General features: G+C 67.9%; 22 protein-coding genes. 12 read left to right on the forward strand and 10 right to left on the reverse strand.

Features of this window, described 5'->3' with window-relative positions:
• Window positions 1-36 precede the first annotated feature (36 nt).
• Window positions 37-2,829, forward strand: coding sequence for a DNA polymerase I (gene polA / locus BJP62_RS10640; protein ID WP_070529612.1), 2,793 nt, complete (start codon window positions 37-39; stop codon window positions 2,827-2,829).
• Between the two features lie 45 nt (window positions 2,830-2,874).
• On the opposite strand, the gene BJP62_RS10645 is transcribed toward polA, so the two are convergent.
• The gene (locus tag BJP62_RS10645) at window positions 2,875-3,402 is read right to left on the reverse strand and encodes a hypothetical protein (protein WP_145927172.1); all 528 of its coding nucleotides are present in this window, start codon (window positions 3,400-3,402) and stop codon (window positions 2,875-2,877) included.
• A gap of 146 nt (window positions 3,403-3,548) precedes the next feature.
• On the opposite strand from BJP62_RS10645, the gene BJP62_RS10650 reads away from it, so the two are divergent.
• The 4 genes from BJP62_RS10650 to BJP62_RS10665 all read left to right on the forward strand — a co-directional run bounded on the left by BJP62_RS10650 (window position 3,549) and on the right by BJP62_RS10665 (window position 8,661).
• Complete coding sequence (locus tag BJP62_RS10650; RefSeq protein ID WP_070529614.1) at window positions 3,549-3,932, forward strand: hypothetical protein; 384 nt, start codon at window positions 3,549-3,551, stop codon at window positions 3,930-3,932.
• Complete coding sequence (locus BJP62_RS10655; protein ID WP_070529615.1) at window positions 3,929-5,752, forward strand: ATP-binding protein; 1,824 nt, start codon at window positions 3,929-3,931, stop codon at window positions 5,750-5,752. The genes BJP62_RS10650 and BJP62_RS10655 overlap by 4 nt, the downstream gene beginning before the upstream one ends.
• On the forward strand, window positions 5,749-7,092 hold the full coding sequence (locus tag BJP62_RS10660) for a sigma-54 dependent transcriptional regulator (protein ID WP_070529616.1): 1,344 nt from the start codon (window positions 5,749-5,751) through the stop codon (window positions 7,090-7,092). The genes BJP62_RS10655 and BJP62_RS10660 overlap by 4 nt, the downstream gene beginning before the upstream one ends.
• A gap of 261 nt (window positions 7,093-7,353) precedes the next feature.
• Window positions 7,354-8,661 (forward strand): dicarboxylate/amino acid:cation symporter, encoded by a 1,308-nt coding sequence (locus BJP62_RS10665; protein ID WP_070529617.1) that lies wholly within the window; start codon window positions 7,354-7,356, stop codon window positions 8,659-8,661.
• 1 nt (window position 8,662) lies between these two features.
• Here the strand turns inward: BJP62_RS10665 and BJP62_RS10670 are convergent, their stop codons facing one another.
• Window positions 8,663-8,956, reverse strand: coding sequence for a DUF1127 domain-containing protein (locus BJP62_RS10670; protein ID WP_168163828.1), 294 nt, complete (start codon window positions 8,954-8,956; stop codon window positions 8,663-8,665).
• Between the two features lie 128 nt (window positions 8,957-9,084).
• Between BJP62_RS10670 and BJP62_RS10675 the strand changes: the two genes are divergently transcribed.
• The 5 genes from BJP62_RS10675 (at window position 9,085) to BJP62_RS10695 (ending at window position 13,616) form a co-directional block, all read left to right on the forward strand.
• On the forward strand, window positions 9,085-9,540 hold the full coding sequence (locus BJP62_RS10675) for an Lrp/AsnC family transcriptional regulator (protein WP_070529619.1): 456 nt from the start codon (window positions 9,085-9,087) through the stop codon (window positions 9,538-9,540).
• A gap of 150 nt (window positions 9,541-9,690) precedes the next feature.
• Window positions 9,691-10,620 carry a hydroxymethylbilane synthase gene (gene hemC, locus BJP62_RS10680; RefSeq protein ID WP_083301054.1) on the forward strand — a complete coding sequence of 310 codons (930 nt, stop codon included), beginning with the start codon at window positions 9,691-9,693 and terminating at the stop codon, window positions 10,618-10,620.
• A 79-nt stretch (window positions 10,621-10,699) separates the two neighbouring features.
• Window positions 10,700-11,395 (forward strand): uroporphyrinogen-III synthase, encoded by a 696-nt coding sequence (locus BJP62_RS10685; protein ID WP_257785868.1) that lies wholly within the window; start codon window positions 10,700-10,702, stop codon window positions 11,393-11,395.
• Window positions 11,392-12,426: a uroporphyrinogen-III C-methyltransferase gene (locus BJP62_RS10690; protein WP_070529622.1), complete on the forward strand. Its 1,035-nt coding sequence runs from the start codon at window positions 11,392-11,394 to the stop codon at window positions 12,424-12,426. The genes BJP62_RS10685 and BJP62_RS10690 overlap by 4 nt, the downstream gene beginning before the upstream one ends.
• Window positions 12,423-13,616 carry a heme biosynthesis HemY N-terminal domain-containing protein gene (locus BJP62_RS10695; protein ID WP_070529623.1) on the forward strand — a complete coding sequence of 398 codons (1,194 nt, stop codon included), beginning with the start codon at window positions 12,423-12,425 and terminating at the stop codon, window positions 13,614-13,616. Before BJP62_RS10690 ends, BJP62_RS10695 begins: the two co-directional genes overlap by 4 nt.
• 309 nt (window positions 13,617-13,925) lie before the next feature.
• Here the strand turns inward: BJP62_RS10695 and BJP62_RS10700 are convergent, their stop codons facing one another.
• The 4 genes from BJP62_RS10700 to BJP62_RS10715 form a co-directional block, all read right to left on the reverse strand.
• Window positions 13,926-14,393, reverse strand: coding sequence for a histidine phosphatase family protein (locus BJP62_RS10700; RefSeq protein ID WP_070529624.1), 468 nt, complete (start codon window positions 14,391-14,393; stop codon window positions 13,926-13,928).
• Window positions 14,394-14,414: 21 nt separating this feature from the next.
• Entirely contained in the window at window positions 14,415-16,493 is a 2,079-nt protein-coding gene (ppk1, locus tag BJP62_RS10705; RefSeq protein WP_070529625.1) for a polyphosphate kinase 1, read from the reverse strand.
• A 73-nt stretch (window positions 16,494-16,566) separates the two neighbouring features.
• The gene (locus BJP62_RS10710; protein ID WP_070529626.1) at window positions 16,567-16,839 is read right to left on the reverse strand and encodes an oxidative damage protection protein; all 273 of its coding nucleotides are present in this window, start codon (window positions 16,837-16,839) and stop codon (window positions 16,567-16,569) included.
• 135 nt (window positions 16,840-16,974) lie between these two features.
• The gene (locus BJP62_RS10715; RefSeq protein WP_070529627.1) at window positions 16,975-17,649 is read right to left on the reverse strand and encodes an OmpA family protein; all 675 of its coding nucleotides are present in this window, start codon (window positions 17,647-17,649) and stop codon (window positions 16,975-16,977) included.
• 176 nt (window positions 17,650-17,825) lie between these two features.
• On the opposite strand from BJP62_RS10715, the gene BJP62_RS10720 reads away from it, so the two are divergent.
• The gene (locus tag BJP62_RS10720) at window positions 17,826-18,734 is read left to right on the forward strand and encodes a carbohydrate kinase (protein ID WP_070529628.1); all 909 of its coding nucleotides are present in this window, start codon (window positions 17,826-17,828) and stop codon (window positions 18,732-18,734) included.
• Window positions 18,735-18,792: 58 nt separating this feature from the next.
• Here the strand turns inward: BJP62_RS10720 and ychF are convergent, their stop codons facing one another.
• Complete coding sequence (gene ychF / locus BJP62_RS10725; protein WP_070529629.1) at window positions 18,793-19,884, reverse strand: redox-regulated ATPase YchF; 1,092 nt, start codon at window positions 19,882-19,884, stop codon at window positions 18,793-18,795.
• A gap of 267 nt (window positions 19,885-20,151) precedes the next feature.
• Here ychF and BJP62_RS10730 point away from each other — a divergent pair, with 267 nt between their 5' ends.
• Window positions 20,152-21,054: a YihY/virulence factor BrkB family protein gene (locus BJP62_RS10730; RefSeq protein ID WP_070529630.1), complete on the forward strand. Its 903-nt coding sequence runs from the start codon at window positions 20,152-20,154 to the stop codon at window positions 21,052-21,054.
• Here the strand turns inward: BJP62_RS10730 and glmU are convergent, their stop codons facing one another.
• The 3 genes from glmU to atpD all read right to left on the reverse strand — a co-directional run bounded on the left by glmU (window position 21,055) and on the right by atpD (window position 24,386).
• A complete protein-coding gene (gene glmU / locus BJP62_RS10735) occupies window positions 21,055-22,428 on the reverse strand; it encodes a bifunctional UDP-N-acetylglucosamine diphosphorylase/glucosamine-1-phosphate N-acetyltransferase GlmU (protein ID WP_070529631.1) in 1,374 nt (457 codons plus the stop codon). It lies immediately after the preceding gene.
• A gap of 138 nt (window positions 22,429-22,566) precedes the next feature.
• Window positions 22,567-22,995 (reverse strand): F0F1 ATP synthase subunit epsilon, encoded by a 429-nt coding sequence (locus BJP62_RS10740; RefSeq protein WP_070529632.1) that lies wholly within the window; start codon window positions 22,993-22,995, stop codon window positions 22,567-22,569.
• Between the two features lie 11 nt (window positions 22,996-23,006).
• The gene (gene atpD, locus BJP62_RS10745) at window positions 23,007-24,386 is read right to left on the reverse strand and encodes a F0F1 ATP synthase subunit beta (protein ID WP_070529633.1); all 1,380 of its coding nucleotides are present in this window, start codon (window positions 24,384-24,386) and stop codon (window positions 23,007-23,009) included.
• Window positions 24,387-24,394: the final 8 nt, after the last annotated feature.

Here is a 24,394-nt window from a genome sequence, read left to right on the forward strand (position 1 = left end):
CCGCGCCCATGCCGGGCGGCGGCCTGCGGATACGCCATGCCCACCCTGCTCCTGATCGACGGTTCGTCCTACCTCTACCGCGCCTTCCACGCGATCCGCGAACTCTCGGCGCCCGACGGCACGCCGACCAATGCGCTGTACGGCTTCATCAATATGCTCAAGAAGCTGCGGCAAACCACGCCGGCCGACTACATCGCCTGCGTGTTCGACGCCAAGGGCAAGACCTTCCGCGACGACCTCTACCCCGAGTACAAGGCCAACCGGCCGAGCATGCCGGACGAGCTGCGCGTGCAGATTGCGCCGATCCACGAGGCGGTTGCGGCGTTCGGCGTGCCGATGCTGATCGTCGACGGCGTCGAGGCCGACGACGTGATCGGCACGCTGGCGCGGCAGGCCGCCGCGCAGGGCATGACGGCGATCATGTCGACCGGCGACAAGGACATGGCCCAGCTGGTCGACGGCCACGTGCGGATCGAGAATTCGATGACCGACGAAGTGCTCGACGAAGCCGGCGTGTTCGCCAAGTTCGGCGTCCGGCCCGACCAGATCGTCGACTTCCTGACACTGAAGGGCGATGCCGTCGACAACGTCCCCGGCGTGCCCAAATGCGGAGACAAGACCGCCGCCAAGTGGCTGGCCGAGTACGATAACCTCGACGCGATCATCGCCAACGCCGAAGCGATCAAGGGCGTCGTCGGCCAGAACCTGCGCGACAGCCTGGACTGGCTGCCGAAGGCAAAGGAACTCGTCACCATCAAGACCGACGTCGACCTCGCCACCGAGTTGCCCAACGGCATCGCCGACCTCGCCCCCGGCACCGAGGACTGGAACACGCTCAAGACGATGTTCGAGCGCTACAACTTCCGCACCTGGCTGCGCGAGGCCGACGCCAAGCTTGCCGCACCGGCGCCCGCACCGGCCGGCGACCTGTTCGGCAAGCCGCTGGCAACCCAGTCCAGCCCGGCGACGCCGGGCGCCGAAGCCGCCGGCACGCCCGCCGCGCAGCCGGCCGCGCCGGCCGTCGAGCGACACTACGAAGCCATCCTGACCGACGCCCAGCTCGACACGTGGCTGGCGAAGCTGCTGGCCGCCGACGTCGTCGCGGTCGATACCGAAACCACCAGCCTCGACCCGATGCGCGCAAAGATCGTCGGCATCTCGTTCTCGGTCACGCCGGGCGAGGCCGCCTATCTGCCGCTGGCGCACCGCGGCACCGAAGCGCCCGAGCAGCTGCCTTTCGACGCCACGCTGGAAAAGCTGCGTCCGTGGCTCGAATCGGCCGATCACAAAAAGCTCGGCCAGAACCTCAAGTACGACCAGCACGTGTTCGCCAACCACGGCATCGCGCTGGCCGGCATTGCCGACGACACCTTGCTGATGTCCTACGTGCTCGCCAGCCACGAGCGTCACAATATGGACGATCTGGCGATGCGCGAGCTCGGCGAGACGACGATCAAGTACGAGGACGTCGCCGGCAAGGGTGCCAAGCAGATCGGCTTCGACGAAGTCGGCGTCGATACCGCGACCGCCTACGCCGCCGAAGACGCCGACATCACCTTGCGGCTGGCTCAATCGCTGAGCGCCAAGCTGGCGCAGCAGCCGCAGCTCGAGAAGCTGTACCGCGAGCTGGAAATGCCGGTGCGCGGCGTGCTGTTCACGATGGAGCGCAACGGCATGCTGGTCGACGCCGACCGGCTCAACCGCCAGAGCCACGCGATCGGCCTGAAGCTGATCGAGCTCGAACAGCAGGCGTACGAGCTCGCCGGCCAGCCGTTCAACCTCGGCTCGCCGAAACAGATCGGCGAAATCTTCTTCGAAAAGCTCGGCCTGCCGGTGATCAAGAAGACGCCCAAGGGCGCGCCGTCAACCGACGAGGACGTGCTGACCGAGCTGGCCAAGGACTTCCCCCTGCCGAAGGTGCTGCTCGAGAACCGCAGCCTGTCCAAGCTCAAGTCGACGTACACCGACAAGCTGCCGACGATGGTCAACCCTGCTACCTCCCGCGTGCACACCAACTTCAGCCAGGCCGTCGCCGCAACCGGCCGGCTGTCGTCGAACGACCCGAATTTGCAGAACATCCCGATCCGCACCGCCGAAGGCCGCAAGATCCGCGAAGCCTTCGTCGCGCCGCCGGGCTGCAAGCTGGTGTCGGCCGACTACTCGCAGATCGAGCTGCGCATCATGGCGCACCTCTCGGGCGACAAGGCGCTGCTCAAGGCCTTTGCCGAAGGCCAGGACATCCACCGCGCGACCGCGTCCGAAGTATTCGGCGTCTCGCCGCTCGAAGTCAGCAGCGAACAGCGCCGCTACGCCAAGACGATCAACTTCGGGCTGATCTACGGCATGAGCGCCTTCGGCCTCGCCGCCGCGCTGGAGATCGACCGCAGCGCCGCCAAGACCTTCATCGACCGCTACTTCGCCCAGTTCCCCGGCGTCGCCGCCTACATGGAGCGCACCCGGGTGCAGGCGCGCGAGCAGGGCTATGTCGAAACGGTGTTCGGCCGCCGGCTGTGGCTGCCCGAGATCAAGTCGAGCAACGCCGGCCGCCGCGCTGGCGCCGAACGCGCCGCGATCAACGCACCGATGCAGGGCACCGCCGCCGACCTGATCAAGCGGGCGATGATCGCCGTCGACGCCTGGCTGCGCGACGCGAAGCTCAAGAGCAAGCTCGTACTGCAGGTCCACGACGAACTGGTGCTCGAAGCGCCGGCCGACGAGGTCGAACTGGTCCGGGTCGAGCTGCCGAAGAAGATGGCGCAGGTCGCCGAACTGGCGGTGCCGCTGGTCGCCGAGGTCGGCGTCGGCGACAACTGGGACGAGGCGCACTGATCCGCTGCACCACATGCTGATCCGCCCCCGTTTGCCGGAGTTGGGTCAGTCGATCTCGACCGTATGCTCGTCGGCCCCGGACTGGATGACGACCTTGCGATACGGTAGCCGGCCCGAATCGCAGTTGAGCATTGCCCGGTTTAGGTTCTGCAAATTGAAGAACCCGGCCCAATACTCGTCGCGGATGCCGGACGGAGGAATGAAGCGGCACGGGTCGCGCAGCGCACGCGTCACGACACCGCGCATTTCCGGATCCGACCACACCGACGGATCGAGCTGAAGTGCCACGCAACCCTGCGCATTCCGGCACCGGGAGCCGCCGCCCGAGTAGGCCGGGCGGCACAGCAACTGCAGGTCGCGCGGCGTAAAGCTTGCGAGCTCGCCGGCCGAACACAGTCCCCCGTATTGGTGTGACACCGGGATTCGCTCACGTTCGGCCTCGCGAAACGACGCGGCACTGCCGTTGTGGTCGGCAATGGCATAAGTAATGGCATCCGCCACCGCAACGGTGTGCGCATTCGGGTCCTTGAACAATTCGACCGCGCAGCCTTGCAGCAGCAGTATCGCCAGCATGATGCTCGAACGAGCGGCAAAAACCATGGGTTCTTCCTGAAGAAAGGTCATTGATCGCGCGCCATCATGCCACAGCCATTTCAGGGCTTTGACGCATGGTCTGCGCCGGCGAATTGGCATAGGCTTGGCGTCAGGAGGTCCGAATCATGAGCAAACTCAGAGCCGGCACCGTGCTGTACGCCGTCGACATCGAACGCGTCGCGGCGTTCTACGCCGGCGTGCTCGACATGGACATCGGCCATGCCGAAGCGCACTACATCGTGCTGAACACGCCCGGCTACGAGCTGGTGATCCAGCGCGTGCCCGAGCAGATTGCCGCGACGATCGTCGTCGATACGCCGCCGCGTCCGCGCGAGAACACCGCGATCAAGCCGGTGTTCTTCGTGGCCAGCCTCGTCAACGCGCGCACCGTCGCCGCCTGCCTTGGCGGCCTGCTGCCCGACACCGAATGGCGCTTCGGCGATTTCACCGTCTGCGACGGCATCGACCCGGAAGGCAACGTCGTGCAGTTCCGCGCCGTCGCCAGATGAACCGGCTCAAACCGGCGCGCAGGCTGCTCTGGGTCGTGCTGACGCTGATCCCGGCCGCGCTGGTCGCGGCCGCCGCCTACGTCTGGCTGCTCGATCGCGGTCTGGCGGCGCAGGATGCCGAGGCACGCAAGCGGCTCGACTTCTACGCACGCAGCCTCGACAGCCTGCTCGACAAGTACGCGCGGCTGCCGCAGCTGCTGACGCTCGAAACGACGCTGGCCGACGCGCTGGCGTCGCCCGCCGACCCGGCGCGCATCGCCGCCGCCAACCGCTACCTCGCAGCGTTCAGCGAGCGCGCGCAGGTCACCACCGCCTACCTGATCGCCACCGACGGCACGACGCTGGCGGCGAGCAACTGGCAGGACAGGCAGAGCTTCGTCGGCCGGCGCTTCGACTACCGGCCGTATTTCCGCGAAGCGATGCAGGACCGCCCCGGCCGGATGTACGCGTTCGGCACCACCAGCCTGGCGCCGGGCTACTACCTGTCGGCACCTTTGAAACGCGACGGCCGCATCGCCGGGGTCGTCGTCGTCAAGGTCAGCCTTGCGCAATACGAGGTGACCCTGCCCGGCGGCGCCGACCCCTTGCTGGTCGCCGACGACGTCGGCGTGGTGTTCCTGTCGGCGATCCCGGCATGGCGCTACCACACGCTCAGCCCGCTATCAGTCGCCGCGCGCGACCGGCTCGCACGCACGCGCCAGTACCCGCAACAGGCGCTGCAGCCGCTGTCGGCCAGCCAGGCGCTCGACGGCAGCGCGGAACGGCCGCAGCGGCTGCGCATCGCCGGCCCCGAGCACGGGCGCGAGTACATGGTGCGCACCGCCGGGGTCGGCCCGCTCGGCTGGCACCTGCTGCTGCTGTCGAATACCGTCGAGGTGCGCCGCGCGGCGCTGTCGCAGGCGGCGGCGCTCGGCTTCGGCCTCGCCTTCGTCACCGCGCTGTGGCTGTTCGCGCAGCAGCGCCGCCGGCGGATCGAGGAGCGGCGCGAGTCGCTGAAGGCGCAGCGCGCCGCGCACGCCGCGCTCGAAGCGCGCATCGCCGAGCAGACCGAGCATCTGGTGATCACCAACGAGGCGCTGACCGAGCGCATCCACGAGCTGGAACGCACCGAAGCGCTGCTGCGCCGCGCGCGCGACAACGCGGTGCAGACCGCCAAGCTCGCCGTGCTCGGGCAGATGGCCGCCGGCGTCACCCACGAGCTGAACCAGCCGCTCGCGGCGCTGACGACCTTGTCGGACAACGCCGCCAGGCTGCTCGAGCTGAACGAAACGGCCGAGGCGCGCGAGAACCTCGGGCTGATCAGCCAGCTGGCGCAGCGGATGGGCCGCATCGTCGGCCAGCTCAAGACCTTCGCGCGCAAGGAGCCGGCCCGGCTCGAACCGGTGCGGCTGGCCGACGCGCTCGCCAATGCGCTGATGCTGGTCGAACCGCGCCGGCGCGAGCTGAATGCACGGATCGACGTCGATGTCGGCAACGAAACCGTCCGTGCCGACGCGCTGCAGCTCGAACAGGTGCTGGTCAACCTGCTGCGCAACGGCCTCGACGCGATGGAAGGACAGGCCGCCCCCGCACTCGCGGTCGACGCCGGCAGCGGCGACGGCACGGTCAGGCTGCGGATCCGCGATCACGGCGCCGGCGTCGCCCCCGAGGCGCTGGCACGGCTGTTCGAGCCCTTCTACACCACCAAGCCGGTCGGCAAGGGGCTTGGCCTCGGGCTGGCGATTTCGCACACCATCGTGCAGAGTTTCTCCGGCAGCCTCGCCGCCGCCAACGCACCCGACGGCGGCGCGATCTTCACCCTGACCCTGCCCACGCCATGACCGACGACTTTCCGCAATCCATCCATCTCGTCGAAGACGACCCCATCGTCCGCCGCGGCAGCGAGCAGGCACTCAGGCTCGCCGGTTTCGCCGTGCGCGGCCATCCGGACGCCGAATCGCTGCTCGACGCCATCGCCGAAGGCGAGCGCCCGGCCGTCGTCGTCAGCGACGTCCGGCTGCCGGGCCGCGACGGGCTGGCGCTGCTGCGCGAGCTGCTGGCGCTCGAACGCGCGCTGCCGGTGATCCTCGTCACCGGCCACGGCGACGTGACGATGGCGGTCGGCGCGATGCGCGACGGCGCCTACGATTTCATCGAGAAGCCGTTCACGTCCGAGCGGCTGGTCGAGCAGGTGCGGCGCGCACTGGAAAAGCGCCGGCTGGCGTGGGACAACCAGCGGCTGCGCGCCCGGCTCGGCGAACCGCTCGAACAGTTGCTGATCGGCCAGAACCCGGCGATCCAGGCCTTGCGGCAGACGATCTCGGCGGTCGCGCCGGTCGGCATCGACGTGCTCGTCAACGGCGAGACCGGCTGTGGCAAGGAAGTGGTCGCTCGGGCGCTGCACGTCGCCAGCGGCCGCAAGGGTGCTTTCGTGGCGCTCAACTGCGGCGCGCTGCCCGAGAACGTCTTCGAGGCCGAGGTCTTCGGCGCCGAGGCCGGCGCCTACACCGGCGCGGCCAGGCGGCGGATCGGCAAGATCGAGTACGCCGACGGCGGCACGCTGTTCCTCGACGAAATCGAGAGCATGCCGCTGGCGCTGCAGGTGAAGCTCCTGCGGGTGATCCAGGACCGCAAGGTCGAGCGCCTCGGCGGCAACGCGGCGATTGCCGTCGACGTGCGCATCGTCGCGGCGAGCAAGGCCGACCTCAAAACGGAAAGCGACGCCGGCCGCTTCCGCGCCGACCTCTACCACCGGCTCAACGTCGTCACGCTCGACCTGCCGCCGCTGCGCGAGCGCCGCGACGACATCGCGCTGCTGATGGGGCATTTCCTGTTCGAGGCGGCGGCCCGCTTCGGCCGGCCCGTGCCGGCGTGGAGCGCCGGCGATCTGGCGCGCTGGCAGGCGTACGACTGGCCCGGCAATGTGCGCGAGCTGAAGAACGTCGCCGAGCGCTTCTGCCTCGGCCTGCCCGAAGGCACGCCGAAAGTCGCCGACGACATCGCGCCGGCATCGCTGAGCGCACAGGTCGACCGTGCCGAACGGCGGATCATCGAGGGCGCGCTGCGCGACACCGGCGGCCAGGTCACCCGCGCCGCCGAGCTGCTCGGCCTGCCGCGCAAGACGCTGTACGACAAGCTCGCCCGCCACGGCATCGACCCGGACGCCTTCCGCAAGGGCTGATTCTGCCGGTGCAATAACGGATTGCCCGAACCACGACTACCAAACCGGTGAGCGGCTTTCCACACACTCCGGCATGCCGATGGCGGAATTCCACACGCTGCCAAATTCGCCACAATCCGGACAAATCGTTTCATATCAATGAATTAAACCACAATCGGCGGCTGGCACGCCGTTTGCACAGTAACGACCCAGGCCGTAGCCCGCGTTTTCCGACTACGCGGCGCCACCAACCGGCGATCAACCGTCCCAGGAGTCGTTACCATGAAACAGCCTTTCTACAAGGTGCTCTACGTGCAGGTGCTGGCCGCCATCGTCGCCGGCGTGCTGCTCGGCTATTTCGATCCCGGCCTCGGCGCGGCGCTCAAGCCGCTCGGCGACGGCTTCATCAAGCTGGTGAAAATGATCATCGCCCCGGTGATCTTCGTCACCGTCGTCCACGGCATCGCCGGCATGCAGGACATGAAGAAGGTCGGCCGCGTCGGCGGCAAGGCGCTGCTGTACTTCGAAGTGGTATCGACGTTCGCGCTGGTCATCGGCCTGATCGTCTCGCACCTGCTGCAGCCGGGCGCCGGCTTCAACGCCGACGTCGCCCACCTCGACCAGAGCGCGGTTGCCGGCTACGCCGCCAAGGCACACGGCAGCAGCACGGTCGACTTCATCATGCACATCATCCCGAGCACCGTTGCCGGCGCCTTCGCCGAGGGCAACATCCTGCAGGTGCTGATGCTGGCGATCCTGTTCGGCTTCGGCCTGTCGCGCATCGGCGAGCGCGGCCAGCAGCTGCTGGAGCTGAACGACAAGATCTCGCAGGTGCTGTTCTCGGTCGTCAACATGATCATGAAGCTCGCCCCGGTCGGCGCCTTCGGCGCAATGGCGTTCACGATCGGCAAGTACGGCGTCGCGTCGCTGATCCCGATGGCCAAGCTGATGGGCGCGTTCTACCTGACCTGCGGACTGTTCGTGCTGCTGGTGCTCGGCGGCATCGCCCGAGCCTGCGGCTTCTCGGTGCTCAGGCTGATCGCCTACATCCGCGAAGAACTGCTGATCGTGCTCGGCACCAGTTCGTCCGAAAGCGCGCTGCCGCGGCTGATGGACAAGCTCACCAAGCTCGGCTGCTCGAAGTCGGTCGTCGGCCTTGTCGTGCCGACCGGCTACTCGTTCAACCTCGACGGCACCAACATCTACATGACGATGGCGGCGCTGTTCATCGCCCAGGCGACCAATACCGACCTGACCTTGAGCCAGCAGCTGATGATCCTGGCCGTGGCGATGCTGACCTCCAAGGGCGCCAGCGGCGTCACCGGTGCCGGCTTCATCACGCTGGCGTCGACGCTGGCGGTGGTGCCGAGCATCCCGATCGCCGGCATGGCGCTGATCCTCGGCATCGACCGCTTCATGAGCGAAGCCCGCGCGCTGACCAACTTCATCGGCAACGCCGTCGCCACCGTCGTCGTCTCGCGCTGGGAGAACGAACTCGACACCGCGCAGCTGAACCGCGTGCTCGGCGGCGAACGCAGCGACGCCGAAGCGCCGCCGGTCGCACCGGCGCTCGGCCTCGACCGCGCCTGATTCACCCGGATACCTCCTTTCCCCCGGCGATGTCTGCCGGGTTTTTTTTCGCCCGCGACACCGGCGCCTCGAAGGTGCCGGCGGCGATCGCGGCGAGGTCGCCGCCGCTGACGCCGAGGTCACCCAGCTGGTAGGCCGACATCCCGCGCAGCTCGGCCAGCTGCCTTGCCAGCCTGCGCCGCCGCTGCCAGTTCGCCCACAGCCTGCCCATCGCCCCCGCTGCCCCGATACGGCCATCGTCGCCGTGCGGGCCGCGCCGCGCCGGCCAGCCTGAACCCAGTTTCTGCCAGTCCATCTTGTCCGCCCCGCTGCCTTCGTTCACGATGACAAAAGGATATTTCCGCGGCCGGCGGCGCTGAATGCACGGCCATTCGAAATCGGCCCGGTTTTCCTTTGAACCATCGCTTTTTTGCGGGACACACCATGAATCCATCGCTTCCACTCGACAGCAAGGACTGGAAGATCCTCGACGCGCTGCAGCGCGACGCGCGCCAGAGCCTGTCGGCGCTCGGCAAGCGCATCGGCCTGTCGCAACCGGCGGTGAGCGAGCGCATCCGCAAGCTCGAGGACGCCGGCGTGATCGAGGGCTACGGCGCACGGCTGAACCTGCAGAAGGCCGGTTACGGCCTGCTGGCGCTGATCCGCGTCCGCAGCGACCACGCGCGGCTGCCGCAACTGCTGGCGCAGTGCGAGGCGATGCCCGAAGTGCTCGAGGCCTTCCGCATCACCGGCGAGGACTGCCTGATGCTGCGCTGCGCGATTGCCCGGCCCGAGGCACTCGAAGTCGTCGTCGACACGCTGGCCGCCTTCGGCAACCTGACGACATCGCTGGTGCTCTCGAGGCCGATCGCGCGCGCGATCGCCGCCCCGGCCGGCTGAGCTTCGCTACGGCTCGGTCCGGGGCGGCGGCTTCAGGCCTCCCGGCCCGAAATTTAGAATCAATTCTAAAGCGGCTGCATCGGGCGGGCCGACGATGCGCACCGGGGCCGGTGGTAGAATCGGCGTATCGATTCCACTGTGAGCACCGCCGTGTCCACCCCCACCCGCCTCGTCATCGCCACCCGTGAAAGCCCGCTCGCCCTGTGGCAGGCGCGGCACATCCAGGCCCGGCTGGCCGCGCTGCTGCCGGGTACCGAGATCGACCTCCTGGGCATGACGACCAAGGGCGACCAGATCCTCGACAAGACGCTGAACAAGGTCGGCGGCAAGGGCCTGTTCGTCAAGGAACTCGAGGAAGCGCTGGCCGACGGCCGCGCCGATCTCGCCGTGCATTCGATGAAGGACGTGCCGATGGTGCTGCCCGAAGGCTTTGCCATTGCCGCGATCACCGAGCGCGAAGACCCGCGCGACGCCTTCGTCTCGACCCGCTACGCCAGTCTCGACGCCATGCCCGAAGGCGCCGTCGTCGGTACCGCCAGCCTGCGCCGCGAAGCGCAGCTGCGCGCCCGCTACCCGCAGCTCGTGTTCAGGCCGGTGCGCGGCAATGTCGGTACCCGGCTCGCCAAGCTCGACGCCGGCGAGTTCGATGCGCTGATCCTCGCCGCCGCCGGGCTCAAGCGCCTCGGTTTCGCCGACCGGATCCGCACCGAACTGAGCGCCGACATCAGCCTGCCGGCGCCGGGCCAGGGTGCGCTCGGCATCGAGATCCGCGCCGACCGCGACGACCTGAAGGCGCTGCTCACGCCGCTGAACCATGAAGCGACCGCCGCCTGCGTCACCGCCGAGCGCACGCTCTCGCGCCGGCTGAACGGCTCTTGCCAGCTGCCGCTGGCGGCCTTTGCCGAGGACGACGGCGGCTTCCTGCGGCTGCGCGGCCTGGTGGCGATGCCCGACGGCAGCCACAGCGTCTACGCCGAATCCAACGGCACGCAAGCCGCCGCCGACGGCCTCGGCCGCCAGGTCGCCGACCTGCTGATGTGCGAGGGCGCCGGCGACATCCTCAAGGCCCTCGACCATTAAGCACGCCGCCACCGGGCCGCTGGCCGGCCGGCGCATCTGGGTCACCCGGCCGCGGGCGCAGGCCGGCACGCTGGCGGCGCTGATCGAAGCGCAGGGTGGCACCGCGATCCGGCAGCCGCTGCTCGAGATCGTCCCGCCCGCCGATCCGGCGCCGTTCGAGGCCGCGCTGGCCGCGCTCGAAACCTTCGACCTGGTGGTCTTCGTCAGCCCGACCGCGCTCGACCTCGCCTTCGCGCAGCTCGGCCGCGGCTGGCCGGCCGGCATTCCGGTCGCCGTGGTCGGCCCCGGCAGCGCCGCGCGCGCGCGCGAACTCGGCGCGACGACGGTGATCTCGCCGCCGGCGCAGCACGACAGCGAAGGCCTGCTGCAAGAGGCCGGCATGCAGCGGCTCGCCGGCCGGCGCGTGCTGCTCGTCCGCGGCGACGGCGGCCGCGAGATCCTGCCCGACGCGCTGGTGCAAAGGGGCGCGGCGCTGACCGTCGTCGCGGCCTACCGCCGCACCGCACCGGACCTCGACGACGCCGGTCTGGCCCGCCTGCTCGACGCCGGCGTCGACGCGGTGCTGGTCAGCAGCTCGGAAGCCGCGGCCAAGCTGTACGCGCTGGCTGGAGGCGCCGCGCGCGAGCGGCTACAATCGCTGCTGTACTTTGCGCCGCACCCGCGCATCGTCGCCGCGCTGCACGAGCACGGCGCGACGCGCGTCGTGCACTGCGCCGGCGGCGACGCCGCAACCCTTGCCTCGCTCTGCCATCATTTCGCGGACCTGCAGCCATGAACCAAGAACAAGACCTTCCTTCGGCGCTGACGTCACCGCGCCGCCGCCTGCCCGCTGTCTCGCCGGCGCTGATCGTCGCCGTGCTCGCGCTCGCCGCTGCCGGCGGCGTCTGGTACAGCCAGCAGCAGGCGATGGAAACGCTGCGCACCGAGGTCAACCGCGAACTCGCGCAGGGCCAGCGCCAGCTGCGCGGCGCGCAGGAGCGCGAAGCGCAGGCCCAGCTGCGCAGCCAGGCGCTCGAGCGCGAGCTCGCGCTGGTGTCGGCAAGGCAGAACGAAACCCAGAGCCAGCAGGCCGCGCTGTCGTCGATGTACGAGGCGCTGACGCGCAACGAGACGCAGCGGGTGCTGGCCGAAACCGAACAGACGCTCGCCTTCGCCAGCCAGCAGCTGCAGCTCGCCGGCAATGTCGACGCCGCGCTGGTCGCGCTGGGCGCGATCGACCAGAAGCTCGCCGTGCTGAACCGGCCCGAGCTGATCGGCCTGCGCAAGAGCATCAGCCACGACATCGACCAGCTGAAGACCCAGCCCTATCTCGACGTCGTCGGCATCGCCGCGCGGCTCGACACGCTGGTCGCCGGCATCGACCGGCTGCCGCTGGCGATCGACGGCCACCGCGATCCCAAGCCCAAGGCCGATGCATCGGCGCCGGCCAACGCGCTGCAGCGCTTCGGCAACGAGCTGTGGCACGAATTCCGCCATCTGATCCAGATCCGCCGGATCGACAAGCCCGACGCGATGCTGCTGACGCCGAACGAGGCGTTCTTCCTGCGCGAGAACATCAAGCTGCGCCTGCTCGATGCACGCACCGCGCTGCTGATGCGCAACGAGGTCGCGTTCCGCGCCGACCTGAAGGCCGCGAGCGACTACCTGAAGCAGTACTTCGACACCAGTTCCGCGGCAACGCGCAACGCGACCGCCGCGCTCGACGCGCTGTCGCGCGAAACGCTGGCGCTGAAGCTGCCCGACCTGTCCGCCAGCCTAACCGCCGTGCGCCAGGGCCGGCTCGCCACCGAGAGGACCAAGCCGTGAGAGCACTCCTGTGGTTGATCGTGCTGTTCGCGCTCGCGGTCGGGCTGACGCTGTTCGCCCAGTTCAACACCGGCTACGCGCTGCTGTTCGTTCCGCCGTGGCGGGTCGAAATCTCGCTCAACGTCTTCATCGTCGGCATCATCGCGCTGGTCGCGGTGCTGTACCTGCTGACCCGGGTGATCGCCGAACTCGGCGGCCTGCCCGGGCGGGTCAAGGCGTTCCGGCTGCGCAAGGCGCGCGATGCGTCGGTCCAGCTCGAGCGCGATGCGCGGATCGCCTTCTTCGAGGGGCGCTACCAGCGCGCCGAACGGCTGGCCGGCGAAGCCCTTGCCGCCAGCCACGACAGCGCCGCCTTCGCCGTCAACGGCCTGCTCGCCGCACGCGCGGCGCACCTGATGCGCGACTTCGTCAAGCGCGACCAGTATTTCGCCAAGCTGCGCGAACGGCTCGGGCCGCGCCATCTGGCGCTGGCGATGACGATGGCCGAGCTCTATCTCGACGAGCGCCGCAACCAGGACGCCGAAACGGCGCTGGCCGAGGCGCGGATGATCTCGCCGAAACTGACCGCGATGCTCAAGCTCGAACTCAAGCTGCGGCAGCGCGAGGACAACGCCGACGCCATCGTCCGGCTGGTCGACCAGCTCGCCCGGAGCGACGCGCTCGACGCCAGCCAGGCGCAGGCGATCCGGCTGCAGGCGTACCGGAACGTGCTGCACCGGCAGCCGAAGACGCCGCGCGAACTCAGGGACTGGTGGCAGAAGCTGCCCGTGGCCGACCGCACCGCGCCGAAACTCGTCGCCGCGCTCGCCGACGCCTATGCCACGCAGGGCGAACCGGCCGCGGCCCGCGACGCGATCGAAGCCGCGCTGGCGCAGCAGTGGTCGAGCGAGCTGGCCGAGCGCTACGGCACGCTCGGTCTCGAGGGCGATGCGCTGATCGCGCAGCTGCAGCAGGCCGAAACCTGGCTCAAGAGCCATCCGAACGACCCGAAACTGCTGCTCACGCTCGGCCGGCTGTGCACGGCGCGGGCGCTGTGGGGCAAGGCGCAGACCTATTTCGAGGCGAGCATCGCCGTATCGCCGGGCCCGCTGGCGCACGCCGAGCTGGCCGCGCTGCTCGAAAGACTGGAACGCCCCGAAGAGGCCAACCGCCACTACCGCTCCAGCCTGGCGCTGGCGGTGGGCCACTGAGCCGTCGGCAGCGCCCGAAAAAACGAAGCCCTCCGCATGGAGGGCTTTTTTGCATGCCGGACCTCAGCCCGGCTGGCCACGTTTGACCGACTTCCCGTTGCCCGGCGCCGTTTGCGGTTGCGCTGGCGCGCAGCAGATCCACGAAAACGCCGCATCGTCGCGATGCCGGGTCAGGAAGTCACTCTTGCGTGCACTACGGGCAGGTTCACCCTGCCCCGGACTTTGTGGTGGTTTCATCGCCGGCACTCACTCTCGATCGGGACTACTCAGCGGTGAGATGCCGGCAGCCGGAGCAAGTTCTGACGTTCGTCAGCCGAGCAGCTCGGGGCTGATCGCCGCGCGCAGCGTGTACTCGTTGTTGCCGCCGCGCCGGCGCAGCTCGATCCACACCACACCGCCCTTTTTCAGCAGCATGTCCTGCTCGCGGCCGGTCAGCAGCAGTGCGGCGACGCGACCGAGCACCGGCTGGTGGCCGACCAGCACGACGACCGGATCGGGCCCCTGCGGCCAGCCGGCGGCCTCGAGGTAATGGCCGGTCTGGCCGTCGGCCGGATCGAGCAGCGCGCTGGTTTCGATCTCGACGCCGAGCGTCCGGGCGGTTTCCTGCGCCCGCCGGGCCGCGCTGGCGATCACGCGGACGCGCTGGCCGGCCAGATAGGGTTTCAGCCAGGCGGCGACCTTCTGCGCCTGCTTGCGGCCCTTGGGCGTCAGCGTCCGCGCCAGATCGTCGCCGCCGTCTTCGGCCTCGGCATGGCGCCACAGGATCAGCTGTTCCATCGTCGGTTTCCCCCAGCCTGCTCAGGTCCGCTGTTTGGCGCCGAGCTCGGCCAGCAGGCTCAGCTGCGCGTTGCGGCGCTTGCCGCCACGCGCGCTCTTGCGCCGGTAGCGGCCGTCGGCGAGCATTTCCCACGCCTGCGCATTGTCGACCAGATAGGGGCGCAGGCTTTCGCGGATCACCCGGCGCTTGACCTTGGGCGAGAGCACCGGAAAGGCGATCTCGATCCGGCGGAACAGGTTGCGGCCCATCCAGTCGGCGCTCGACAGGTAAACGTCCTCGGCACCGTCGTTATAGAAGTAGAACACCCGGTGGTGCTCGAGGAAGCGACCGATGATCGAGCGTACCTTGATGTTCTCCGACAGCCCCGGCATGCCCGGCCGCAGCGCGCAGACGCCGCGCACGATCAGGTGGATCGTCACGCCGGCCTGGCTCGCCTCGTAGAGTTTCTCGATCACCGTCGGTTCGAGCAACGCGTTCATCTTGGCGATCACCACCGCCTTGCGGCCGGCGCGGGCGGCGAGAATCTCGCGGTCGAGCGCCTTGAGGATGTTCGGCTGCAGCGTGAACGGCGCCTGCCACAGCCGCAAGTGGTCGCCGGCAAGGCCAAGGCCGGTCAGCTGCATGAAGATGTCGTTGACGTCGCTGGTGATCTCGTCGTTGGCGGTCAGCAGGCCGAAGTCGGTATAGAGCTTGGACGTGCGCGGGTGGTAGTTGCCGGTACCGACGTGGACATAGCGGCGCAGCTTGCCGTCCTCGCGCCGGACGACCAGCAGCATTTTTGCATGCGTCTTGTAGCCGTAGACGCCGTAGACGACGTGGGCGCCGGCGCGTTCGAGCTTGGCCGCCCAGTTGATGTTCGCTTCTTCGTCGAAGCGCGCCATCAGCTCGACGACGACGGTGACCTCCTTGCCACGCGCCGCCGCTTCGACCAGCGCGTCCATCAGCGCCGACTCGCTGCCGGTCCGGTAGATCGTCATCTTGATCGCGACGACGTTCGGATCGGTCGACGCCTGCTGCAGGTAATCGATGACCGGCGTGAAACTCTGGAAAGGATGGTGCAGCAGGATGTCGCCGTGGCGGATCGCCGCGAAAATGTCGGGCTGCTTGCGCAACTCGGCCGGCAGCCCCGGCATGAACGGTTCGAACTTGAGGTCCGGCCGGTCGACCTGGTCGGGCACCTGCATCAGCCGCACCAGGTTCACCGGGCCGCCGACGCGGTAGACGTCGATCTCGGCGAGGCCGAACTGCTGGCGCAGGAAATCCTGCAGATGCTTCGGGCAGTTGTCGGCGACTTCGAGCCGCACCGCGTCGCCGAACGGCCGCTGCGAGAGCTCGCCCTCGAGTGCCGCGCGCAGGTCCTTGATGTCGTCGTCGTCGACGCTGAGGTCCGAATCGCGCGTGACGCGGAACTGGTAGCAGCCGAGCGCGTTCATGCCGACGAACAGCTCGTCGACATGGGCATGCAGGATCGACGACAGGAAGACGAAGCCGTGCTCGACGCCGCTGACCTCCCTGGGCATCTTCACGAAGCGCGGCAGGATGCGCGGCGCCTGGACGATGGCCATTTCGGCGTTGCGGCCGAAGGCGTCACGGCCTTCGAGCTCGATGATGAAGTTCAGCGACTTGTTGAGGATGCGCGGAAACGGGTGCGACGGATCGAGCCCGATCGGCGTCAGCACCGGCATCAGCTCGCGGAAGAAGTAGTCCTTGACCCAGGCGCGCTGCGCCTCGTTCCACAGGCTGCGGCGCAGGAAGTGGATGCCCTCCTCGGCCAGCGCCGGCAGCATCACTTCGCGGAACAGCCGGTACTGGCGCTCGACGACGTCGTGCGCCTCGCGCGCCAGGAGCTCGAACGCCTGCTGCGGCGTCAGCCCTTCGGGCAGCAGCCGGGTCGGATACTGGCGGATGTTTTCCTTCAGCCAGGCGACGCGGACCTCGAAGAATTCGTCGAGGTTGCTCGAGACGATGCACAGGAACTTCAAGCGCTCGAGCAAGGGGTTGCTGACATCCTCGGCCTGCGCGAATACGCGGCGGTTGAACTCGAGGAGACCGAGCTCGCGGTTGAGCATCAACTGATTGTCGGCGGGCTTGTAGATCATGGGCTCACTTCGTCGATCGCGCCGCTTCTGCGGCCGGAGAATGGAAACAGGCCGCACCGGGCGGCCTGCGGAACTACGCGCTCGGCGGCACGAAACCGGCGACTTCGTCGGCACCGGCACCGAAGAAGTAGTTCTGCAGCTGCTGCTGCAGGTACTGGCGTGCCTTCGGATCGGCGAGGTTGAGGCGGTTCTCGTTGATCAGCATCGTCTGGTGCTTCACCCACGCCGCCCACGCTTCCTTCGAGACGTTGTCGTACAGTTTCTTGCCGATTTCACCGGGCAACGGCGGGAAGTCGAGACCCTCGGCATCGCGACCGAGTTTGACACAGTGGACCATGCGGCTCATGGGGGCGTTCTCCAATGGGGCGAAACATTCCATCATACCTGTGTTGACGGGTGATGACAGCCGGCGGCCCCGGCACGCCGGCATGAAAAAAGCGCGGCATCGCCGCGCTTTTTTTTCCGGCCTGCTCCGCTGCGATCAGTCGGCGCGAACCGGCACGATCCACAATTCGACGCGACGGTTGAGCGCACGGCCGGCCGGCGTGGCGTTGTCGGCGCGCGGCTCGGTGATGCCCTTGCCGATCGCCTGCAGGCGGACCGGATTGACGTTGCGGCCGATGAAGTAATCGGTCACGGCCTGCGCACGCTGCTGCGACAGCACCATGTTCTTGTCGGCCTTGCCGCTGCTGTCGGTATGGCCGACGACGGTGATCGACGTCTTGCCGTACTGGTTGACGACCTTGGCGATCTTGTCGAGCGTCGGCGTGTAGCCCGGCTTGATCACGGCCGAACTGCTGTCGAAGCCGGTGTTCGACGTCATGCTGACCAGCAGCGTGTTGTCGGACTGCTTCTGCACGGTGATCTCGCCCTTCTGGATTTCCGGCGCCAGCTGCTTCTGCAGGTCCTTGGCCTGGGTGTCCATGTAGTAGCCGATGCCGCCGCCGGCCAGGCCGCCACCGACCGCACCGATCAGCGCACCCTTGCCGCGGTTGTTGTGATTGACCGCCGCGCCGATCGCCGCGCCACCCAGCGTACCGATGATCGCGCCCATCTCGGTGTTGCTCAGGTCACGCTTGTCGCCGAGATCGTTGGTTGCGCAGGCGGACAGCAACAGCGCGCCCATCAGCGGGGCGATAATCAGGGACTTGCGCATCAGGCTTTCTCCAAGGGTCAAGAATCAGGGTGCCATTATGGCAAATCGATAGCCGCAACGATGCGGCAAAGGTCACATCCGCAGCGCTTGACGTTGCGCAGGGCAGGCGTTCGTCCTACTACCCGCAGCCGCGGCGCTCTGGCAGCATGGCCGCATCATCTTCCGGGAGCCCGCCGATGTCCGCCCTGCCCCGTTTCGTCGTGTTCGGCGAAGCCCTGACCGACTTCATCCGCCAGGACGACGAGCGCTGGCTCGCCCAGCCCGGCGGCGCCTGCTGGAACGTCGCCCGCGTCGCCAGCCGCCTCGGCATCGCCACCGGCTACGGCGGCGCGCTGAGCCGCGACGTGTTCGGCGACGAACTCGCCCGCCTGTCGCACGCAGCCGGGCTCGACGCTCGCTTCATCCAGCGCACCGATGCTGCGCCGCTGCTGGCGATGGTGCCGTCGACGCGGCCGCCGCGGTACTTCTTCGTCGGCGAATCGGACCTCGCCTTCGACCCGGCACAACTGCCCGAAGGCTGGCTGGCCGCCGCCGAAATCGTCCAGTTCGGCTGCATCAGCCTCGCGCGCCAGCCGCTGGCCGAACGGCTGGTCGACGTGGCGAAGGCCGCCGCGGCGGCCGGCAAGCGCATCGCCTTCGACCCGAACTGGCGCGAGCCGATGCAGGCACCGCATTACGCCGATACCTTCCGCACGCTCGCGGCGCTGGCGAGCTACATCAAGGTCTCCGACGAAGACCTCGGCCTGCTGTTCCCGGGCCAGGCCCCGGACAGCGGGCTCGCCAGCCTGCGCGCGATCGCACCGCAGGCCGAAATCCTGCTGACCCGCGGCGCCGACGGCATGCGCTGGCTGCATGGCGATGCGGTGATCGACCAGCCGGTGTTCAGGGTCGACGTGATCGACACCGTCGGCTGCGGCGATGCCAGCATGGGCGGCTGGATGGCGAGCGTGCTGCACGCGCCCGACGCGCAAATCGCCACCCACCTGCGCCACGCCGCCGCCGCCGCCGCACTGGCCGCCAGCCATGCCGGTGCGTACGCGGCGACCTGGGACGAGGTCGAGGCGCTGACCGCTGCATCGGCCTGAACGGGCCGAAAACAAAAAAGGAGCCAGCGGCTCCTTTTTTTAATCCTGTTGCGAACGCTCAGACGTTGAACAGGAAGTTCAGCACGTCGCCGTCCTTGACGACGTAGTCCTTGCCTTCGGCTCGCATCTTGCCGGCTTCCTTCGCGCCCTGTTCGCCCTTGTACTGGATGAAGTCGGCGAACGAGATCGTCTGCGCGCGGATGAAGCCGCGTTCGAAGTCGGTGTGGATCACGCCGGCGGCCTGCGGTGCGGTGTCGCCGATGTGGATCGTCCAGGCGCGAACTTCCTTCACCCCGGCGGTGAAGTAGGTCTGCAGCCCGAGCAACTGGTAGGCAGCGCGGATCAGCCGGTTCAGCCCCGGTTCCTGCTGGCCGAGTTCGGCGAGGAATTCGGCCTTGTCGGCGTCGTCGAGTTCGGCGATCTCGGACTCGATCGCGGCGCAGACGGCCACCACCGGCGCGCCCTCAAGCTCGGCGTGGGCACGGACCTTGTCGAGCAGCGGGTTGTTGTCGAAACCGTCTTCGGCGACGTTGGCGACGTACATCGCCGGCTTGATCGTCAAGAGGCACAGCGACTTGATGATCAGCTTCTCGTCATCGGACAGCCCGGCCGAGCGTGCCGGCTTGCCTTCGTTCAGGTGCGGCACCAGCTTCTCGAGCACCTTGACCAGCGCGATCGCGTCCTTGTCGCCGCTCTTGGCCTTCTTGCCGTCGCGCTGGATCGACTTCTCGACCGTCGCGAGGTCGGCGAGCGCCAGCTCGGTGCCGATGACGATGATGTCGTCGATCGGGTCGACGCGGCCAGCGACGTGGACGACGTTGTCGTTCTCGAAGCAGCGCACGACGTTGACGATGGCGTCGGTCTCGCGGATGTTGGCGAGGAACTGGTTGCCGAGGCCTTCGCCCTTCGACGCACCGGCAACCAGACCGGCGATGTCGACGAACTCGACGATGGCCGGGACGATCTTCTGCGGATTGATGATGCCGGCGAGGTCACCCAGGCGCGGGTCCGGCACTTCGACGATGCCGACGTTGGGCTCGATCGTGCAGAACGGGTAGTTGGCGGCTTCGATACCGGCGCGGGTCAAAGCATTGAAGAGCGTCGACTTGCCGACGTTGGGCAGGCCGACGATGCCGCATTTGAGGCTCATCGGGAAAAATCCTTGATCGATCAGGCCCCTGCGCACGGGGCGCGGGGCGGGAAAAACGCCGATTGTAGCATTCCCGGCCGTCAATCCCGACGGTATTCGGCCGCAGCGGCCAGGCCGGCGCCGCACGAAAAGCGGAGGCCCGCAGCACGACGCCCTGGTGCCGCGGGACACGCCGGGAGCCGCGCACTCCCCGGCGACAGCGGCCCACTCGATTTCAACCGGACCGGCGCTTAAGCTGGTAACTGCAATCGACCGGAGTACTGCCGAATGTGGGCACGGATTCACGCCTTGTACCTGCTCGTCAGACGCGTGATCGAGAAGACCGTCGACGGTTTCTTCGACGACGAGCTGATGACGCGCGCCGCCGCGCTGGCGTTCTACTCGGCGCTGTCGTTCGCGCCGCTGCTGGTGCTGCTGCTGTGGGTCGTCGCCTCGCTCAGCGCCGACTACCAGGGCCGGTTGGTCGAGGGCCTCAACGAGATGGTCGGGCCCAAGGCGGCCGATGCGGTGGCCATCGTCATCCGCAACGCCAGTAGCCGGCCCGACGTCGGCAACCTTGCCGGACTGATCGGCCTCGGCATCACGCTGGTCGGCGCCTCGGCGGTGTTCACCCAGTTGCAGGGCGCGCTGAACCGGGTCTGGGGGCTGCGGGCCAAGCCCGGCGCCGCGGTGCTCGGCTGGTTGCGCTCGCGGCTGAACGCGCTCGGCCTGCTGCTCGCGGTCGCCTTCCTGCTGGTGATCTCGTTCAGCGCGAGCACGGCGATCCGCCTCTTCGTCCCCGGCAGCACGCTGCTGTGGCAGGGGATCGAAGCGGGCATCTCGACCGCGGTGTTCATCTTCGTGTTCGCGGCGATCTTCAAGATACTGCCCGACGCGCAGATCGCGTGGCGCGACGCGCTGGTCGGCGCCACGCTGACCGACGCGCTGTTCCTGCTCGGCAAGGTCGCCATCGGGCTGTACATCGCCAACAGCGACGTCGGCGGCGCCTACGGCCCGGCCGGCAGCGTCGTCGTGCTGCTGGTGTGGGTCTACTACTCGGCGCTGATCCTGCTGCTCGGCGCCGAGCTGACCGAAGCGGTCGCCGAGGCACGCGGCGTGCCGATCCGGCCCAACCTTTACGCCGAGCCGATCCCGCCGCGCCACCACAAGGCGGCCGAGGATGCCGACTGATTACTTCTTCGGCTTTTCCGGACGCTGCCAGCCCGGAATCGTCACCTGCCTGGCGCGGGCAACGGTCAGCTCGCCGGCCGGCGCGTTCTTGCCGATGACCGAGCCGGCGCCGGTCGTTGCGCGCGCGCCGATGGTCACCGGCGCGACCAGCACGTTGTTCGAACCGATGCGCGCCTCGTCCTCGATCACCGTGCGGAACTTGTTCACCCCGTCGTAATTGGCGGTGATCGTGCCGGCGCCGACGTTGACGTCGCGGCCGATCGTCGTGTCACCGATGTAGCTCAGGTGGTTGACCTTGGAGCCGACGCCGATCACCGATTTCTTCACCTCGACAAAGTTGCCGACGTGGACGTTCTCGGCCAGCTCGGCCCCGGGGCGCAGCCGCGCATACGGGCCGATCAGGCTGCCGGCGCCGATCACCGCGTCCTCGAGATGGCAGAACGGGTGGATCACCGCGCCGTCGGCAATGGTGACGTTCTTCAGCACGCAGTTGGCGCCGATGCTGACGTCGTGGCCGAGCACGATCTTGCCTTCGAACACGCAGTTGACGTCGACGACCACGTCCATGCCGTGCTCGAGCGTGCCGCGCAACTCGAAGCGCGCCGGGTCGCGCAGCGTGATGCCGGCGGTCAGCAGGGCGTGCGCCTGCTGCTGCTGGAAGATCCGTTCGAGCGCGGCGAGCTGCACCTTGTTGTTGATGCCCTCGGCCTCCCAGTGGTCCTGCGGCTGCACCGTCGCGACCGGCACGCCGTCACGCACCGCCAGCGCGATCAGGTCGGTCGCGTAGTACTCGCCCTGGGCGTTGTCGTTCTTCAGCTCGGCCAGCCAGCCGGCCAGCCGGCCGGTCGGCAGCGCAAGGATGCCGGTGTTCATTTCGCGGATCGCCGCCTGCGCCGGCGTCGCATCCTTCTGTTCGACGATGGCCTGCACTTCGCCGGCGGCGTTGCGGACGATGCGGCCGTAGCCACTCGCATCGTCGAGGATGTCGGTCAGGATGCCGAGCTTGCCACCGTCGACCGCGGCGAGCAGCGCCTGCAGCGTCGCCACGCGGGTCAGCGGCACGTCGCCGTACAGCATCAAGGTCACGCCGCCTTCGAGCTGCGGCAGCGCCTGCGCCAGTGCATGACCGGTGCCGAGCTGCTGCGCCTGGTGCGCCCATGCCAGATCGGCCTGGCCTTCGAAGGCGCGCTGGACGAGCTCGCCGCCGTGGCCGTGGACGACGACCAGTCTGGCCGGCAGCAGCTGTCGCGCGGTATCGAGCACATGGCCGACCAGCGGCTTGCCGGCAATCTGGTGCAGCACCTTGGGCAGTTTCGAATACATGCGCTTGCCCTGACCGGCAGCGAGCACGACGACGTTGAGCGGATGGGTCATGACGATCCTGAATCGGCAAGAAAGAATGGCTGCATTGTAGCGCCGCCGCGTGACCGCGCGGTATCGGGTCCGCCCCGCAGCGGCGGCAAAGAAAAACCCCGGTCGATGACCGGGGTTCTTTTGGGGCGTCAGGGACGCTTAGTGGCCGCGCTTCTTGAGCTTCTCGACGACCGCGAGCTTCGCGACCGCTTCGAGCAGTTCGGCTTGCGCCATCGCGAAGTCGACCGAGCCGGTCTTGCCCTTGAGGGCTTCCTCGGCACGGCGCTTGGCATCGAGTGCCTTGGCTTCGTCGATGTCGGTACCGCGAATCGCGGTATCGGCCAGCACCGTCACCACGTGCGGTTGCACTTCAAGCAGGCCGCCCGACACGAACAGGACGACGTCCGGATCGTTCGAGTTGGCCGGCTTGATGCGCAGCGCACCGGGGCGCACCCGGGTGAGCAGCGGCGCGTGCCGCGGCAGGATACCGATCTCGCCCTTGTCGGCAGGCGCCGAGACGAACTCGGCGGTACCGGAGTAGATCAGTTCCTCGGCGCTCACCACGTCCACGTGCATGGTCATGGCCATCGGCTATCCCCTTATTGCAAGGTCTTGGCTTTTTCGATCGCTTCTTCGATGCCGCCGACCATGTAGAAGGCCTGCTCCGGAAGGTGATCGTAATCGCCGTTGAGAATGCCCTTGAAGCCCTTGAGGGTTTCCTTCAGCGGCACGTACTTGCCCGGCGAGCCGGTGAACACTTCGGCCACGTGGAACGGCTGCGACAGGAAGCGCTGGATCTTGCGCGCACGGGCCACGGCCAGCTTGTCTTCAGGCGACAGCTCGTCCATACCCAGAATCGCGATGATGTCCTGCAGTTCCTTGTACTTCTGCAGCGTCTGCTGCACGCCGCGCGCGACTTGGTAGTGCTCGTCGCCGACGACTTGCGGGTCGAGCTGGCGCGAGGTCGAGTCGAGCGGGTCGACCGCCGGGTAGATACCCAGTGCGGCGATGTCACGCGACAGAACGACGGTTGCGTCCAGGTGGGCGAAGGTGGTGGCCGGCGACGGGTCGGTCAAGTCGTCCGCAGGGACGTAAACGGCCTGGATCGACGTGATCGAACCGCTCTTGGTCGAGGTGATGCGCTCTTGCAGGGCGCCCATTTCCTCGGCCAGCGTCGGCTGGTAACCCACCGCCGACGGCATACGACCCAGCAGCGCCGACACTTCGGTACCGGCCAGCGTGTAGCGGTAGATGTTGTCGACGAAGAACAGGATGTCGCGACCTTCGTCACGGAAGTGTTCGGCGATCGACAGGCCGGTCAGGGCCACGCGCAGACGGTTGCCCGGCGGCTCGTTCATCTGGCCGTACACCATCGCCACCTTGTCGAGGACGTTGGAGTCCTTCATTTCGTGGTAGAAGTCGTTGCCCTCGCGGGTACGCTCGCCCACGCCGGCAAACACGGACAGACCCGAGTGTGCCTTGGCGATGTTGTTGATCAGTTCCATCATGTTGACGGTCTTGCCGACGCCGGCGCCGCCGAACAGGCCGACCTTGCCGCCCTTGGCGAACGGGCAAACGAGGTCGATGACCTTGATGCCGGTTTCCAGCAGGTCGATCGACTGGTTCAACTCGTCGAACTTCGGTGCCGGCTGGTGGATCGCGCGGCGGACTTCGGTCTGCACCGGGCCAGCTTCGTCGATCGGGTTGCCCAGCACGTCCATGATGCGACCCAGCGTGGCGTTGCCCACCGGCACCGAGATCGGTGCGTGGGTGTTGTCCACCAGCAGGCCGCGCTTCAGGCCATCGGTCGTACCCATGGCGATCGCGCGCACGACGCCGTCACCAAGCTGCTGCTGGACTTCCAGCGTCAGATCCTGGTCGGCGAGCTTGAGCGCGTCATACACCTTGGGCAGGTTGTCGCGCGGAAACTCCACGTCGACCACCGGGCCAATGATTTGTACGATTTTCCCTTGGCTCATCTTAGGGT

This window comes from Jeongeupia sp. USM3, assembly GCF_001808185.1.
In the GTDB taxonomy this organism is placed as follows: Bacteria; Pseudomonadota; Gammaproteobacteria; order Burkholderiales; family Chitinibacteraceae; genus Jeongeupia.